Genomic DNA, 14,675 nt, shown 5'->3' on the forward strand with positions numbered 1-14,675 from the left:
TTTTGGCACGCTGTTGAGTTCTCAAGGAACGGACGCTTCCTTCGTACTCACCCTCTCGGGCTTTCCTCCGGGCTTTTCCCTTCGGTCTTGCGTTTTCGAGTCTATCAGACTTTCCGATCCGATTTTCCCGGTGCTTCCGTGCCTGGCGCTTTCGCTCCGGGCCCTTCCGGCGGTTCCGACTCTATCAGACTGTTTCCGGCCTGATTCCCAGTCAGCGGGTTTTGTCATTGCGGCTGTTGGGCCGTTCCGACGTCCCGAACTCTAGCGGATCATTTCGGCGCTTCCCGCATCGGGCCGCCGAATCCCAAAACCGGAAATGAATTCGGGCAGGCCGAAATACATCCCGGAGGGAGATCGTGCTGGTGTTGGGGTTGCCGCGTGAGCGGCGGGAGTTGCGGCCGTGGAGCCGTACGGTTCCGTGGCAACTCGGAGGACCTTACGGACTCGGGCGGCGCGGGTCAAGTCGCGGAGCCGGTGGCTCCGCGACTCGTCCGGTCAGTCGCCGAAGTAGTGGGCGACTTCGGCTTCCGTCACCGCCGCGAGCGTGGGCGGGCTCCACCGGGGGTTGCGGTCCTTGTCGACGACCTGGGCCCGGATGCCCTCGAGCAGGTCGTGGGAACGGAGCGCCGTGCAGGAGAGACGGAACTCCATGTCGAGGACGTCTTCCAGCGAGTCCAGGGACCGGGCACGGCGCAGGGCGGCCAGGGTGGCCTTGAGGGCGACGGGCGACCTGGCGAGCAGCGTGGTCGCTGCTTCCTTCGCCTCGGTCACGCCGCAGTCCGTCAGGCGGTCGACAACCGATTCCACCGTGTCCGCGGAGTAGCAGGCGTCGATCCAGTCGCGCTGGGCGGCCAGCTCTCCGGCCGGCGCGGGCTGGGCGAACCGGGGCAGTGCCTCGTGCGCGGGAGACCGGGTCAGTTCGTCCGCCAGGCCGGGCAGGTGCTCCGAGGGGACGTAGTGGTCCGCGAGGCCGGTGAGCAGCGCGTCGGCCGCGCCGACGGGTGCGCCGGTGAGGGCGAGGTGGGTGCCGAGCTCCCCCGGGGTGCGGCTCAGCAGGTACGTACCGCCGACGTCGGGGACGAAGCCGATGCCCGTCTCCGGCATGGCGACGCGGGAGCGTTCGGTGACGACGCGGACGGAGCCGTGGGCCGAGACCCCGACGCCGCCGCCCATCACGATGCCGTCCATGAACGCCACGTACGGCTTGGCGAAGCGGGCGATGCGGGCGTTGAGGCGGTATTCGTCGCGCCAGAAGTCGACGGAGGCGGAGCCGCCGGCGCGGGCGTCGTCGTGGATGGCGCGGATGTCGCCGCCGGCGCACAGTCCTCTTTCCCCTGCGCCCTCGATGACGATCGTCTCGACGGCCGGGTCGTGCTCCCAGGCGGTGAGCGCCTCGTCGATCCGGAGCACCATGGCGTGGGTGAGGGCGTTGATGGCTCTCGGCCGGTTCAGGGTGATGAATCCGGCCCGGCCCTTGGTGCGCAGGAGGACGTGCGACTCCTCGGCGGTGGTCATCGTACGGACTCCGTCCGGTCGAGGTCCTCGAACAGTCGCATGGTCACGCCACTCCCCCTTCGGAAAGGATCTTCCGACCACCGTACCGCCGTCGCGTGGACGGTCCGGGTGGCCCTCCGGACGATGGGTGGGGTGCGGGAGAACGCTGCTTCGGGGGGTCAGCCGCGTCGGCGGGGCTTGCCGCGCTTGGCTCCGCCCGAACTGCCGGAGCCGCCGCGCGAGGCGCGGCCGGGAGTCGGCTTCCCGCCGCCGGGCCGTCCGCCCGTCTTGCCGGTGGTCTTCCCGCCGGTCTTGCCGGACCCTGGCTTGCGGGCGGCGCCGCCCGCCTCGGAGCCCTTGCGCGCGGGCTCCGCCGGGTTCTGCCGGCGGCCTCGGGTGCTGTTGACCGTGCGGCCGCGGACGATCCCGATGAACTCCTCCACCAGGTCCGTGGTCTCCTCCTCCGGCCACGACAGGGCGACGCGTGACTCGGGGGCGTCCAGGACCGGCCGGTAGGTCAGGTCCTTGCGGTGGTGGAGGCGGGCCAGCGACTGGGGGACGACGAGGACGCCGATGCCGGCGGCCACGAGCTCGATCGCGTCGGCCGTCGTGGCGGGGCGCTCGAGGGCCGGCCGTCCCGGCAGCCGTTCCCAGTCGAGGGTGTCGTCGAGGGGGTGCAGCACGATCTCCTCGGCGAGGTCCGCGGCGGAGATCTCCTCGACCGCGGCCACGGCGTGGTCCTTGGGGATCACGACGACGGTGGTCTCGGTGTAGAGCGGGATGGCGCTGAGGTCGGTCCGGTCGATCGGCAGCCGCACGAATCCGGCGTCCGCGTCGCGGGCGCGGAGCATGTCGGGCGCTTCGGCGGCGGGGACGCCGACGAGGGTCAGAGGGACCTCGGGCAGTCGCTCGTTCCAGATCCGCACCCATTTCGTGGGCGTCACTCCGGGGACGTAGGCGAGCCGGAACGACGGGGTTTCTACGGAGCTGGTCACTCGGCCAGCTTACTGGCCGTGGTCAGAGGTAGCGCACATGCTCGATACCCTTGACGGCATGACGTCGCACCAGACCGCCCAGACGATGAAGCCCGCGACCGCGGCGAAGAAGCTGGGTGTGTACCTCGAAGCCACCCCCGCCGCATTCCAGGAGGGTGTCGTTTCGCGCACCGAGTTGAACGAGCTCCAGGCGAACCCGCCCGAGTGGCTGGTGGAACTGCGACGCACCGGCCCGCACCCCCGCCCGGTGGTGGCGGCGAAGCTCGGCATCTCGATCGCCGGCCTCGCGCGGGGCGGGGTCACGGACCCCCTCACCACCGAGCAGATCGACGCGCTCAAGACCGAGAACCCGGAGTGGCTCCAGAAGGAGCGTGCCACCCAGGCCGAGGTCCGCAAGGAGACCGTGCGGATCAAGGAGAAGAACGCCGAGAAGCAGGCGAAGCGGGACGCCCGCTGACACGGGAGTCACCCCCGTCCGCGGTCTTCGGGTCGCGCGCGGCACGCAGTACCGGGATCACCCGGCGTCCTCGGGGCGCCGGGTGCTTGTTCTCCGGGGGTGCCAGGCGGCGTGCGGGGCCCGCTGTGGCCGGCCGTCGGCGCTTGGCTCCTGGGATCCCCTGCTCGGGTGCGCCGGTCCTCGGGCTCGGCCCGCGGCGCCATCCGTCCATCGGTATAAAGGGTGTATGGGACGTATCGAACGCTACGAGCTGACCTTCCCGGTCTCGGGCGACTCCATCGTGGTCTCCCGCACCGACCGCAAGGGAGCCGGCGGACACCCGGTCTACGCCGACGAGACCGGCATCATCCAGGCCGAGATCGACGAGGCCGGCAACGTGCGCATGGTGGCCAGCGGCGGACAGCAGCGGCACGACGTGCCGTCGCGGGCGGTCCCGCTCGCCTGAGAGCTGTGCCATCGAGTCCGTCCACGGCAGTGGACGGATCTTGTGCGTCTCTCGGGAACCTCGCGGGCGGCCGGGAGGTTCAGCAGGCATGGCCGTCATTCACCACACCACCATGAGTCCCGGCAAGCTGGAGCTCCTCGCCTCCTGGCTGCCCTCCCAGCCCTGGTACGCCGGCAACGGGAAGCCGCCGGAGCCGGTCAAGGCCGGCGGGTTCCGGCTCGACGACCCGGACGGCGAGGTGGGGATCGAGTTCATGGTCGTCGGGGACCTCTCCGCCGATCGGCCCGTCGCGTACCTCGTGCCCCTCGGCTACCGCGGAACGCCGCTCGACGGGGCGGACCACGCCCTGGTGGGTACGTCCGAGCACGGGGTGCTGGGCACCCGCTGGATCTACGACGGCACCCACGACCCGGTGGTCGTCGCGCAGTTGCTCGCCCTGCTCCAGGGCCGCGCCGAGCCTCAGGCACAGAACGACACCGGAGTGCACGACCGCTCGGTGGTACCCGCTCTCACTCCGGCCGGGTCCGGCGTCCTGTTCGGCCCCAGGGGGGACGCGGGGGGCGTGGCGTGCTCGGTCACCCAGGGCGGGGACGCGACCTTCCTGCACGTGGCGGGCACACCCGACGTCACGGTCGAGGTGCGTCGGGTGCTCCGGCCCGGCGGCGAGCCGGGCGGCGAGGTCCTCGGCCATGTCACGGCCGGGTGGCGGTCCCCCGACGGCGACGAGCCGCGCGGGCCGTTCCTCGTGCTGCGGCCCGCGCAGGGCTGAGACCGTCGTGCGGACGGCGCCCCCGCGGGTCCTGGGCCGCGCGCCGTCCGCCGCCGGCCGGATCCGGTCCGTGGATCAGAAGACGGACAGGCCCGTGATCGTGGTGAAGCGGTCGAGGGCCGCGACGCCCGCCACCGAGTTGCCCCGTTCGTCGAGTCCCGGGCTCCAGACGCACACGGTGCAGCGCCCGGGGACGACGGCGATGATGCCGCCGCCGACCCCGCTCTTGCCGGGCAGGCCCACCCGGTAGGCGAAGTCCCCCGCCGCGTCGTACGTGCCGCAGGTGAGCATCACGGCGTTGACCTGCTTGGCCTGACTGCGGGTCAGCAGGCGTGAGCCGTCGGCCCGGATGCCGTGGCGGGCGAGGAAGCCGGTGGCGAGGGCGAGGTCCGCGCACGAGGCCGCGATCGAGCACTGGCGGAAGTACTGCCGCAGCAGCGTCGGCACGGGGTTCGCGATGTTGCCGTAGGAGGCCATGAAGTGGGCGAGCGCGGCGTTGCGGTCACCCCGGTCGGTCTCGGAGGCGGCGACGTCGCGGTCGAAGTCGAGGTCCGGGTTGCCGCTCTCCTCCCGGAGGAAGTCGAGCAGCGTGCCCGAGGCGTCCCCGGTGAGCTGGTGGAGCTGGTCGGTGACGGCCAGGGCGCCCGCGTTGATGAACGGGTTGCGGGGGATGCCGTTCTCGTACTCCAGCTGGACCAGCGAGTTGAAGGGGTTGCCCGACGGCTCGCGGCCGACGTGCTCCCAGAGGATGTCGCCCTCGCGGGCGAGGGCGAGGGCGAGCGTGTAGACCTTCGTGACGGACTGGGTGGAGAACGGCTCCTGCCAGTCCCCCACCCCGTACACGGTCCCGTCGAGTTCGGCGACGGCCATCCCGAAGCGGCGGGTGTCGGCGGCGGCGAGCGCCGGGATGTAGTCGGCGGGGCGGCCGCGCCCGGCGAGATCCTCGATCTCCTCGGCGATGCGCTCGAGGACGGGCAGGAAGGACAGGAGCATGATCGCCATTCTGCCGCGAGGGGGGCCGGGACGGCGGGTCGGGGCAGGCGCGGCGCGGGCGGCGTCGAGGACCCCGCCGGGTGAGGCCGGGACGGCACCCGCCCCGCCGGCGGCCCGGGTCTGCCGGCCGAGGCGGGGCGAGGGCGGCGGGACTCAGACGGTGGCGGGGGCCTCGGGAGCCGGGGAGTCCGCGGGCGCCTCGAGTTCCCAGGCGTGCCGCTTGAAGTCCCTGACGAAGTCCGGGTGGTCCTCCCAGTTGCGCGCGACGCCGCGCAGGACGTCCCAGTTGTGCTCCAGGGCCTGGTCGATGATGTGACGCAGGGTGGGTTCGGCTGTCCCCCGCTGCTCGGCGAGGCCCTTGACCGCCGCCGCGGCCTTGACGGTGCCGAGGAGCGCGCGCAGCGCGCGGGAGGTGTCGTCCATGCCGAAGCCGTGCTCGCTGCCCGTCTCGGCGTCGAAGAGCGGGCGGAGGCGTGCCTCGATGAACGCGTGGATGCGCTCGAAGTGCCGGACGTCCATCAGGGTCTCTCCCTCTCCTGCCGCGCGCCGGGGCGGCGCGTCGGCGTACCGCGTGGTGACTCGTGCCGGGGCGACGGGACGGCGGTTCGACACCGCACGTCGGGTGTGCCCGTCCCCCATCATCGCGTGACCGGGTGGCGGGGCGGCCGACGGGGTCGCGGCGGCGCGTCGCCCCGGGTGCCGGTCCCCCCGGCCGCCGTCACGACAGGTGCATGGCGTCGGCCCGGAGGTTCCGCCACCGGGCGTGGGCCGGGAGTTCGCCCTCGGCGCGGTCGTGCGGAACGCTCCAGACGTGGACGTCCGCCGGGGTGCGGTTCGCGCCGAGCGGGGCCCAGCCCGGGTCGCCGCGCGTCGCGAAGTCGGCCCAGGCGCGGACCATGCGCCGCGAGAGAGCGCGGTCGTCCGCGTCGGCGGGACCGCCGGTGAGGAAGTCGATGCCCTCGGCGTCGAGGGTGCCGAAGGCGAAGGGCACGTCCGCAGCGTGCCAGGCGCGTACGGCGCTGCCGTCGGGACGGGTGCGGCGGCGGTCGAAGCGGGCGAGCCGGGCGCGTCCGCCGGCGCGGGCGTGGGCCTCCGCGAGGGAGACGCTGTGGGTGGCGAAGACGGCGTCGCCGGCGATCGCGAGGAAGACGTCCCGCACGGAGGCGTGGGGCATGAGCGAGCGGTAGTCGGCGGCGAGCCGAGGGGGCAGCCGCTGGTCCGCGAGGTAGCGGACGAGACCGTCCTCGGTGGTGACCGGCGGCATGCTGCCGACCTCGTGCATCAGCCAGTACTCCTCGGTGGTGTGGCACACCAGGAGGTCCACCGCCGTGGCGGCGCCGGCGGCGAGGGCTTCCACGGGTTCGGTGGTCAGCAGGTCGCCGTCGAGGACGGGGCCGTAGAGGACGGTGTCGTAGTGCAGGGGGCCGGCGAGGGGGTCGTCGGCGTACCGCCGCGCCACCTGGTCGGACGCCTCGACGAGGCGCTGCGGGTCGGCGGCGCTCAGGGCGTCCGCCGTCGCCGGGAGTCCGGCGGCCTCTGCGACCTCGCGGGAGAGGGCGGCGGCGAACTCCCGGGGGAAGTAGGCGTCGGGAACGCTGTGCACGAGGGCGCGGCGGAAGAGTCCGCCGGCGCGGGGGCCGGCCATCAGGCAGGCGATGGAGCCGCCGCCGGCGGACTGCCCCGCCACCGTCACGTTGCCGGGGTCGCCGCCGAAGGCACGGATGTTCTCCCGCACCCAGCGCAGGGCGGCGATCTGGTCAAGCAGACCGCGGTTGTCGGGGAGGCCGGGCACATGGCCGAACCCCTCGAACCCCACACGGTAGTTGCAGGTCACGACCACCAGGCCGGTCCGGGCCAGTGCCGTGCCGTCGTAGTCGGGCTGGGCGGAGGAGCCGAAGGTGTAGGCACCGCCGTGGATCCAGAAGAGCACCGGCAGTCCGCGTCCCGGCTCGCCCACGGGGGACCAGACGTTGAGGCTGAGGACGTCCTCCCGTCGTGGGTCCCAGGCCGGAGCGCCGGGAAGTTCGGCCGACTGCGGAACGACGGGCCCGAACCGGGTGCAGTCGCGCACCCCGCTCCAGGGCGGTACGGGCGCGGGCTCGCGCAGGCGCCGGGATCCGAAGGGCGGTCGGGCGTAGGGGATGCCGAGGGCGACGTGGATCCCGTCGACGACCGTCCCACGGATCCCGCCCCGGTGCGTGGTCACGATCTCCTCGGCGAACCGCCCGGTCACGGCAGACCTCCCTCGTCGTGCCGGCGGCGTGTCCGCGGCGTGACAGGCTCCCACGGGGCTGTGGGCGCGGCAAACGATTTGATCTTCGTCGCGCCTGGTCGGGACGACCGCGCCCAGGGGTCGCCGGCGGTGGGCCCGTTCAGGCTCCACGGATCCTTGTCGGGCGACCTGCGGGTGCGGTACAAACGCGCGACACACCGGGGGCGAGAACCGGCCATCAACGGCCTGCCGCAGCCCGGATATTGACGTGCACACAACTAAGTGGGGGCTTTCATGCAAGGACGTGGGGAGAAGCTCAAGCAGCGTGCGAGCGCGTGTCTGGTGCTGGGAGCCATAGCCGTCGGGCTGTTCTGCTTCGTCGGGAGCGCCTCGCAGAAACCGGTCGGCTGGGGCGCCGCCTACGCGCTCGGCACCGCCGTCACCGTGGACCTGCCCGGCTCCTGCCGCATCGAGACCATCGGCGACGACGGCAGCGCCAAGTGCGAGGGCACCCGCTGGACCGCCGACGGACAGGCGCACACCGGAACGCTGTTCGCCTCCTCCGAGGACGTCCGGCGCGGGACCGACGGCTCCCTCTCGTTCACGGGTGAGGCGAAGGCTCTCGGCGAGCGTGCCTACGGCAAGCCCGCGACCTGGCTGACCGTCTTCCACCTGGCCGCCCTGGGAGTCGCCGCGCTCTGCGTGGCCGCCCTCCTCGTCTCGCTGGTCGCGGCGGCCCTTCCCGCGCGGCGCCGCGCCTGACGCCCGGCCGGGCGGCTCCGCAGGACGACCGGGTCGGGCCGGGCGGACCGCTGTCGCCCGCGCACAGGCGTGCACCTCCGCGCGGGCGGAGGCGCACGCCTGATCCACGAGAACCGGCCGTCCGGTCGCCCGGCCCGGGCGACCGGCGCGCCGTCACCGGGCGAGCTCGTCCCGGGGGCCCATGACGATGACGGGTTCCCTGGCCGGGTCCAGGGCGCGGAGCAACGAGGGCATCACCTCGCGGGCGAGCGAGATACAGGCCTGGGTGGGGCCGCCGTGGTCGACGTGGATCCAGACGCCGCCGCCCTTCTCCGCGCCGAGGGGGCGTTCCTTGTTCAACGGGGTCGTGCCGGGGACCCGGTTGTAGTCGATGGCGACGACGTAGTCGAAGGAGCCCTCCAGCGGTTCGCCGGCGAAGCCGGTGCCCTGCACGCTGAACGCCTCGTCGTGGTCGTAGGGCAACCGTGCGCCGGGGTCGGGCAGCCGACCACCGGCGTCGCCGATCCGGAACACCCCGATCGGGGAACGCAGATCGCCCGCGGAATGGTCGTTCGTCCAGCCCCTGAGCGCGTTGTGCGCGGGCCACGGCCCGGCCTTCGGGCGCCAGCGGTTCGTCGCGTCGCGTTCGTACAGCACCGCCGTGGACGTGTTCGTGTCGAGCGTGCGGCCCGTCACCACCAGCGCCTGGCCGGTGCCGTCCGGGATGGCCTCCTTGGTCCGCGGGCCCACCCCGGGGATGCGGTCGACGGGGGTGGGGTCGGCCGGCGGTCCGGGCGCGGGGGCCGCCGGGTTCGCGGCGTCGGAGCGGCCGGCGGGTGCGGGGGGCTCCCGCGTGCAGCCGGGAAGCAGCGCGAGCACACACACGCTGCTGGCGAGCGCGTAGGCCGCGGCTTTGCGGACGGGCATGGGGCAGCATCCTCCGACACGAGAGCACGAGAGAGGCGGGCAACGCAGGGATCCGTACCCGATCCGCGCCTTCCCCCGCTTCCGGAGCGGCACACTCACCCGTCCAGGGCAGCGGCCGGCGGTGGTTCGGGTCCTCGCGGCGCCCGGCGCCCGGCTCCCGGGCGGACGGAGGCGGGCGGACCGTGGCGGGCGTCCGTACGCAGTGGCGTGATCCGTTCGCGGCGTCCCCGAACCTACGGAGGGTCAGGAGCCGTCGGCGGGCGCTCCGAAGTGGTCGCGGAACCAGTCCGCCGCGAGGGTGCCGACCTGTTCCAGCGTGCCGGGTTCCTCGAAGAGATGGCCGGCGCCGGGGACGACGACGAGGCGGTTCTTGCAGCGCAGCCGCCGCAGGGCCGCTTCGTTCAGCTCGACCACGGTCGTGTCGTGGCCGCCCACGATGAGGAGGGTCGGAGCCCGTACGCGATCCAGCCGGGGGCCCGCCAGGTCCGGCCGGCCGCCGCGTGAGACGACGGCGGCGATGTCGGGGGAGGGCTCCGCCGCGGCCCACAGCGCGGCGGCCGCGCCGGTGCTGGCGCCGAAGTAACCGACCGTGAGGCGCTCGCCGCCCGGGCGGGCGAGAAGCCATCGGGTGGCCGCGGTCAGGCGGCCGGCGAGGAGCGGGGTGTCGAAGACGTTGGCGCGGTCCGCCGCCTCGTCGTCGGTGAGCAGGTCGAAGAGCAGCGTGCCCAGACCGGCGCGATGCAGGGCCTCGGCCACGGAACGGTTGCGCGGGCTGTGCCGGCTGCTGCCGCTGCCGTGCGCGAAGAGGACGATCCCGATGGCGCCCTGCGGCACGGACAGCCGGCCGTCGAGTCGCACGTCGCCGGCCGTGACGAGCACGTCGTACGCACCGGGCTCCAGCCCCGGGCCGTCCGACGGGGCCGGGCCGTCCGACGGGGCCGGGCCGTCCGAGGTGGCCGGTGCGTCCGACGAGGCCCGGACGTCCGCCGCCGGTGCGGGGGCGGCGCGGTGGCGCTCCAGCGCGTCGAGGACCTCCTCGTCGGACGTCTGGGAGAAGTCCGTGTAGAACTGGCCGATCGCGTAGAAGAAGTCCGGCTCGTGCACGCACACCGTCTCGTCCGCCGCGTCGCCGACCCGCTCCGGCCATCCGTGAGGCGCGACGGGCACCGCGAGGACGACGTGTGCGGCGCCACGTGCGCGGACGACGAGGCAGGCGGCCAGCGCGGTGGCACCGGTCGCCAGGCCGTCGTCCACCACGAGCACCGTCCGGCCGCGCAGCGAGGTGGGTTCGCGCTGCCCGCGGTAGCGCCGGGCACGTTCTTCGAGCACGACGCGCTCGCGCTCCTCGACGGCTGCCAGGTCACGGCCGGAGACGCCGGTCTCGCTCACGACACCGTCGTTCAGGACGCGTACCCCGCCCTCGCCGATCGCGCCCATGGCGAGTTCCGGCTGGTAGGGGACGCCCAGTTTGCGGACGAGGCAGATGTCGAGGGGCGCGGCGAGGGCGTCGGCGACCTGCGCGGCCACCGGCACGCCGCCCCGCGGAAGCCCGAGGACCACGACGTCGCGGCCCTTGAGATGGTCCAGGCGGGCCGCCAGTTGCCCGCCGGCGTCGATGCGATCGGTGAAGTACATGATCTGCTCGTCTCCCTGCACCGCTCGGGGCGTGGACGCCTCTAGGGGGCGCCCTGGGCGGGGCGGGCGGTCAGTGTTCCGTCCCGGGTCAGGGTGATCCGGGTGCCGTGGGGCCGGCTGATCCGGGCCAGTACGTCGTGGAGCAGGCGCGCGTCCGGGCCGGAGGCGTGTTCCAGCCGCAGGCGCCGGGCCCGCATGGGGATGAGGCGCACCTCCCGGAGCCGGCCGTCGTCGCGGGTCACCGAGGCGACGGGGAGCAGCCGCAGGTCGTCGCGGTACTCCTCGTAGCCGGAGATGCCCTCGTAGTCGTTGATGAGGTCGCCGCAGCCGTGCAGGACGAGTTTGCCGCGGTAGACCTCCAGGGGGCGGGGGTGGTGGGAGGAGTGTCCGTGCACGATGTCGGCGCCCCCGTCGATCAGGGCGTGGGCGAAGGCGATGTGGGTGGCGGGGAGGGCGTAGCCCCAGTTCGAGCCCCAGTGGAGGGAGACCACGGCGATGTCGCCGGGCCCTTTCTCGCCTCGTACCCGGGCCGCGAGCCGGGCGGCGGTGCGGTCGTCCGCCCGGGCGGCGAAGTCGACCCCGCCGCGGCGCGCGGTGGCCGCCCAGTCGCGCGGCACGCCGCTGGAGGACAGGCCGAGGGCGAGGACGAGCACCCGGCCGCCCGCGGGCAGGGGGACGACGGCGGGGCGGCGTGCCTCGTCGGCGTCGCGGCCCGCCCCGGCGGTGCGCAGGCCCAGGGCGCTCAGCGAGTCCAGGGTGTCGTGGAGACCGCCGTGCCCGTAGTCCAGGACGTGGTTGTTCGCCAGTACGCAGACGTCGGGCCGGACGGCGGCGAGGGCGGGCAGGTTCGCGGGGTGCATCCGGTAGTGGACGGCTTTGCCGGGAACGGGGGCCCCGTCGCCGGTCACGGCGGTCTCCAGATTGACGATCCGGGCGTCGGGCGCCGCGTGGTCCAGGGCGTCCAGTGCCTCGCCCCAGGGATACCCGGGACCGACGGGTCGCGGGACCGGGCCGTTGACGGTCTCCGCCAGGGACACGTAGGTCCGCGCGTCGCTCACATACCCTTCGGCGAGGGCGGGATCGCCGGGATGGGGGAGGATCTGGTCGATTCCCCGGCCGAGCATGACGTCTCCGCTGAGGAACAGTCTGACCAGGTCAGTGCCCATACACCCAGGGTAGACGGCGCCGCCGGGCGGTGCGCAGGGCGGAGGCTTCGGGCTCGCGCGACGAGGCCGTGCGGGACCTCGGAAGGGGGCCCCGCCCGGAAGCGACCTGACGGGTGACATCCCGCGCGGCTCGGCACGGGCTGCCCCGTTCACGGGCCCTGACCTGCCGATACTGCGGGCATGGGACGTTCACGCATCGCGGCGCTGTTGTGCACCGGCGCCCTTCTCGCCACCGGTCTCGCAGCGGGCGCCGCCCCCGGTGTCCGGGCCGCGGCCCCGGCCACGGCGGCGGTGCGCCCGGGCGTGCACGAGGCGGGCGCGGCGGCTGCCGCGACTCGGGCGGGCGCGGCGGCCCCCGCCGTACCGGCTCCGTGCGTCAACTCCCCTCTCCCCTACGGCGGGCAGGCCGCGGACGTGGTCCGGATCGCCGAGCAGGCCAGGAAGCAGCTGGACCTGGCGGCCGTGCTCCTGCGCGTGACCGTGGACGGCAAGGAGCTCGTGACCGCCGGGCTGGGTGAGTCGATGGCCGGAGTACCGGCCGTGCCCGCCCAGCACTTCCGGGCCGGTTCGGTCGCCGACGCCGTCATGGGAACGGCCCTCCTCCGGCTGGTCGACGAGGGCCGCGTACACCTCGACGACCCCGTCTCGCGATGGCTCCCCGACCTTCCGTACGCGCACCGGATCACGCTGCGCATGCTGGCCGCGTCGACGTCCGGGCTCGTCGACTACTCCACCGACCCGGCGTTCCTCACGGCACAGGAGGACAACCCCTTCCGGCAGTGGACGTCCGAGGAGCTCGTGGCACGCGCGACGGGCAAGCCGCTGCTGTACGCGCCGGGCGCCAACTGGAGCCGGTCACGCGCCAACTCCGTCATCCTCGGCTCCGCACTGGAGAGGATCACGGGGACGCGACTGGACGTCCTGCTGCGGCAGCGCGTCCTGGACCCGCTCGGCATGCACGAGACCCGCGCCGCGGCGACGCCCGAGATCCCCTCGCCCGTCCTGCACGCCTTCACCACGCAGGACGATTCGTACGAGGACTCCACGTACTGGAACCCCTCGTGGACGACCGCTCCGGGCGCGGTCCTGACCACCGACATCTGCGACCTGGCCCGGTCCGCCGCGGGCGTCGGCTCCGGCGCGCTCCTCTCTGCCCGGAGCCGCGCCGCACTGCTCGATCCCGGCACGGTGGGCCTCGGCGGCCCCACCTCGACGTGTCCTGCCTCGGTCTGCCTGAAGAACACCGAGGCCACGCACTACGGCACGGGGGTGCTCGTCGTCGACGGCTGGGTGGTGCAGAACCCCTCGTTCTCGGGCTACAGCGCCGTCCAGGCGTATCTGCCCACCGACCGTCTGGCGATCGCGGTGGCGACGACGGGGGGCCGGCGGACGCCCGGCGGCAACACCGCCGAGCTCGTCATGGGCCGGCTCGCCGAAGTCCTCGCGCCGGGTCGCGCTCCCCACCTGGGATGAGCGGTGTCCCGGCGGCGGGGCCGGGTCCGCCGGGCGTCCTGCGACCTGTGTCGCCACCGCGCCGACCGTGCCCGCGGTGCCGGGCGTAGGGTCGTCCCCATGCGTGACCTCGTGCCGCTCCTCGTCGTCGCCGTGTGCGTGGCCCTGGTCATGGGCTGCTTCGGCCTGCTGGCCCGCCATGTCAGACGTCGTGGGACGGCGGGGGCCGCCCTGACCGCGGCCATGGCCGCGTACGACGAGGCGTTCCGGGTGACGGCCCACGAGTCGCACCACGAGATCCAGGCGCAGGCACGGCGCAGGGCGCCCCTCCTGTCCCCCGGCCTCCCGGGGCACGACGGCGCCCCGGGGCCACGGCGGGGCACCGGCCCGGGCCTCGGCCGCCGTGCGCGCCGGCCGAGGTGGCCCTTCGCCGCCCGGTTCACGAGGGCCCGGGCGGGGCGGTCCGGTCAGAAGTTGCCGTAGTTGACCTGCCAGGTCGGCAGGCCCATGCGCCGCCAGATCGCCACCACACGGTCGCGGTCGTCGAGGGAGACGCGGACGGAGTACCGGTCGCGCACATGGGCGTCGAAGAGTTCCGCCTTCACGATGTCGTCGCTGCGGCCGTCGTCCGACGCCCGCATCCACAGCTCGTCGTACGGGACCTGATGGTGCGCCAGCCACGCCTCGGTGAGTGTGCGGTGGTCCTCGCTGCGGCCGGACAGCAGCACGATCGTGTCGTTCTCGGCGTGGCGGAAGGCCCGCAGGGCGTCGCGGACCGAGCCGTTGAGCAGGTCGAGGTCGCAGCGCGTGAAGTCGTACGGGCCCCGGTCGCCGCGCAGGGCGAGCGTGCCGTCGATGTCGCACATGACGGCGGACGGCAGCGCCGGGTCGGGGGCGTACGGGCGGACGCCCGGGCGGGCGCCGAGCCATTCGGCGGTCAGCCGCCAGCCGCCGCGGGTGGCCTTGGCGTGTTTGTCGGCGAGCAGGCGGATGATCTCCTCGCCGACAGGGCGCTCGCGGGCCGCGTCGCGGCGTACGCACTCGTCCACCGGGACGTCGGTGAAGTCGTGCACGACGAAGCCGGTCTCGAGGCCGGTGACCGCGGCCTTGAGCCGCCGCGGGATGTGCGGCGTCAGGTGGGTGTTGTCGACGACGACGTCGAAGCCGCCTTCGACGGCCGACCGGACCGCCGCGTCCTGGATGTCGAGGACCGTCTGCTCGTGGGCGTGCGACCGGCCGCGTTCGGGGGCGGGGACGTCGAGCATCGTGCGCAGGTCGTCGAGGTTGACGCGGCGCATCCGGCCCTCGGACTCGGCCTGCAGTCGCCGGGCGGCGGTGGTCTTCCCCGAGGCGGGGAGCCCGGTCATGACGTGTACTAGGGGCACGGGG

At 73.8% G+C, this 14,675-nt stretch carries 15 protein-coding genes; 6 read left to right on the forward strand and 9 right to left on the reverse strand.

Annotation, left to right across the window (positions count from 1 at the left end; translation table 11 throughout):
• Positions 1–495: 495 nt before the first annotated feature.
• Positions 496–1,515 (reverse strand): enoyl-CoA hydratase/isomerase family protein, encoded by a 1,020-nt coding sequence (locus tag ACGFZF_RS31775; protein ID WP_393559794.1) that lies wholly within the window; start codon positions 1,513–1,515, stop codon positions 496–498.
• Positions 1,516–1,673: 158 nt separating this feature from the next.
• Positions 1,674–2,489 carry a LysR family substrate-binding domain-containing protein gene (locus ACGFZF_RS31780; RefSeq protein WP_393559796.1) on the reverse strand — a complete coding sequence of 272 codons (816 nt, stop codon included), beginning with the start codon at positions 2,487–2,489 and terminating at the stop codon, positions 1,674–1,676.
• A gap of 58 nt (positions 2,490–2,547) precedes the next feature.
• Between ACGFZF_RS31780 and ACGFZF_RS31785 the strand changes: the two genes are divergently transcribed.
• From ACGFZF_RS31785 to ACGFZF_RS31795, 3 genes are all read left to right on the forward strand, one after another.
• Positions 2,548–2,946: a DUF5997 family protein gene (locus tag ACGFZF_RS31785; protein WP_393559798.1), complete on the forward strand. Its 399-nt coding sequence runs from the start codon at positions 2,548–2,550 to the stop codon at positions 2,944–2,946.
• Positions 2,947–3,172: 226 nt separating this feature from the next.
• Positions 3,173–3,391: a DUF6296 family protein gene (locus tag ACGFZF_RS31790; protein WP_393559800.1), complete on the forward strand. Its 219-nt coding sequence runs from the start codon at positions 3,173–3,175 to the stop codon at positions 3,389–3,391.
• 88 nt (positions 3,392–3,479) lie between these two features.
• Entirely contained in the window at positions 3,480–4,160 is a 681-nt protein-coding gene (locus ACGFZF_RS31795) for a 1,4-alpha-glucan branching protein (RefSeq protein ID WP_393559802.1), read from the forward strand.
• Between the two features lie 75 nt (positions 4,161–4,235).
• Here ACGFZF_RS31795 and ACGFZF_RS31800 read toward each other — a convergent pair whose 3' ends face one another.
• The 3 genes from ACGFZF_RS31800 to ACGFZF_RS31810 all read right to left on the reverse strand — a co-directional run bounded on the left by ACGFZF_RS31800 (position 4,236) and on the right by ACGFZF_RS31810 (position 7,386).
• The gene (locus ACGFZF_RS31800; RefSeq protein WP_356607051.1) at positions 4,236–5,162 is read right to left on the reverse strand and encodes a glutaminase; all 927 of its coding nucleotides are present in this window, start codon (positions 5,160–5,162) and stop codon (positions 4,236–4,238) included.
• Between the two features lie 144 nt (positions 5,163–5,306).
• Positions 5,307–5,672, reverse strand: coding sequence for a hypothetical protein (locus ACGFZF_RS31805; protein WP_393559805.1), 366 nt, complete (start codon positions 5,670–5,672; stop codon positions 5,307–5,309).
• A gap of 199 nt (positions 5,673–5,871) precedes the next feature.
• The gene (locus ACGFZF_RS31810) at positions 5,872–7,386 is read right to left on the reverse strand and encodes a carboxylesterase/lipase family protein (RefSeq protein ID WP_393559807.1); all 1,515 of its coding nucleotides are present in this window, start codon (positions 7,384–7,386) and stop codon (positions 5,872–5,874) included.
• Positions 7,387–7,659: 273 nt separating this feature from the next.
• Here ACGFZF_RS31810 and ACGFZF_RS31815 point away from each other — a divergent pair, with 273 nt between their 5' ends.
• Entirely contained in the window at positions 7,660–8,127 is a 468-nt protein-coding gene (locus tag ACGFZF_RS31815) for a hypothetical protein (protein ID WP_393559809.1), read from the forward strand.
• Between the two features lie 153 nt (positions 8,128–8,280).
• Here the strand turns inward: ACGFZF_RS31815 and ACGFZF_RS31820 are convergent, their stop codons facing one another.
• From ACGFZF_RS31820 to ACGFZF_RS31830, 3 genes are all read right to left on the reverse strand, one after another.
• A complete protein-coding gene (locus ACGFZF_RS31820; protein ID WP_393559811.1) occupies positions 8,281–9,033 on the reverse strand; it encodes a hypothetical protein in 753 nt (250 codons plus the stop codon).
• Positions 9,034–9,276: 243 nt separating this feature from the next.
• Complete coding sequence (locus ACGFZF_RS31825; protein WP_393559812.1) at positions 9,277–10,668, reverse strand: phosphoribosyltransferase family protein; 1,392 nt, start codon at positions 10,666–10,668, stop codon at positions 9,277–9,279.
• A 41-nt stretch (positions 10,669–10,709) separates the two neighbouring features.
• Complete coding sequence (locus ACGFZF_RS31830) at positions 10,710–11,834, reverse strand: CapA family protein (protein WP_393559814.1); 1,125 nt, start codon at positions 11,832–11,834, stop codon at positions 10,710–10,712.
• A gap of 180 nt (positions 11,835–12,014) precedes the next feature.
• Between ACGFZF_RS31830 and ACGFZF_RS31835 the strand changes: the two genes are divergently transcribed.
• Complete coding sequence (locus ACGFZF_RS31835) at positions 12,015–13,307, forward strand: serine hydrolase domain-containing protein (protein ID WP_393559816.1); 1,293 nt, start codon at positions 12,015–12,017, stop codon at positions 13,305–13,307.
• Between the two features lie 99 nt (positions 13,308–13,406).
• Positions 13,407–13,769 carry a hypothetical protein gene (locus ACGFZF_RS31840; RefSeq protein WP_393559818.1) on the forward strand — a complete coding sequence of 121 codons (363 nt, stop codon included), beginning with the start codon at positions 13,407–13,409 and terminating at the stop codon, positions 13,767–13,769.
• Here the strand turns inward: ACGFZF_RS31840 and ACGFZF_RS31845 are convergent.
• Positions 13,754–14,671, reverse strand: a complete 918-nt coding sequence (locus ACGFZF_RS31845) for an AAA family ATPase (protein WP_393559820.1) — start codon at positions 14,669–14,671, stop codon at positions 13,754–13,756. The genes ACGFZF_RS31840 and ACGFZF_RS31845 overlap by 16 nt on opposite strands.
• Positions 14,672–14,675 lie beyond the last annotated feature (4 nt).

This window comes from Streptomyces sp. NPDC048338, assembly GCF_043201055.1.
GTDB lineage: Bacteria > Actinomycetota > Actinomycetes > Streptomycetales > Streptomycetaceae > Streptomyces.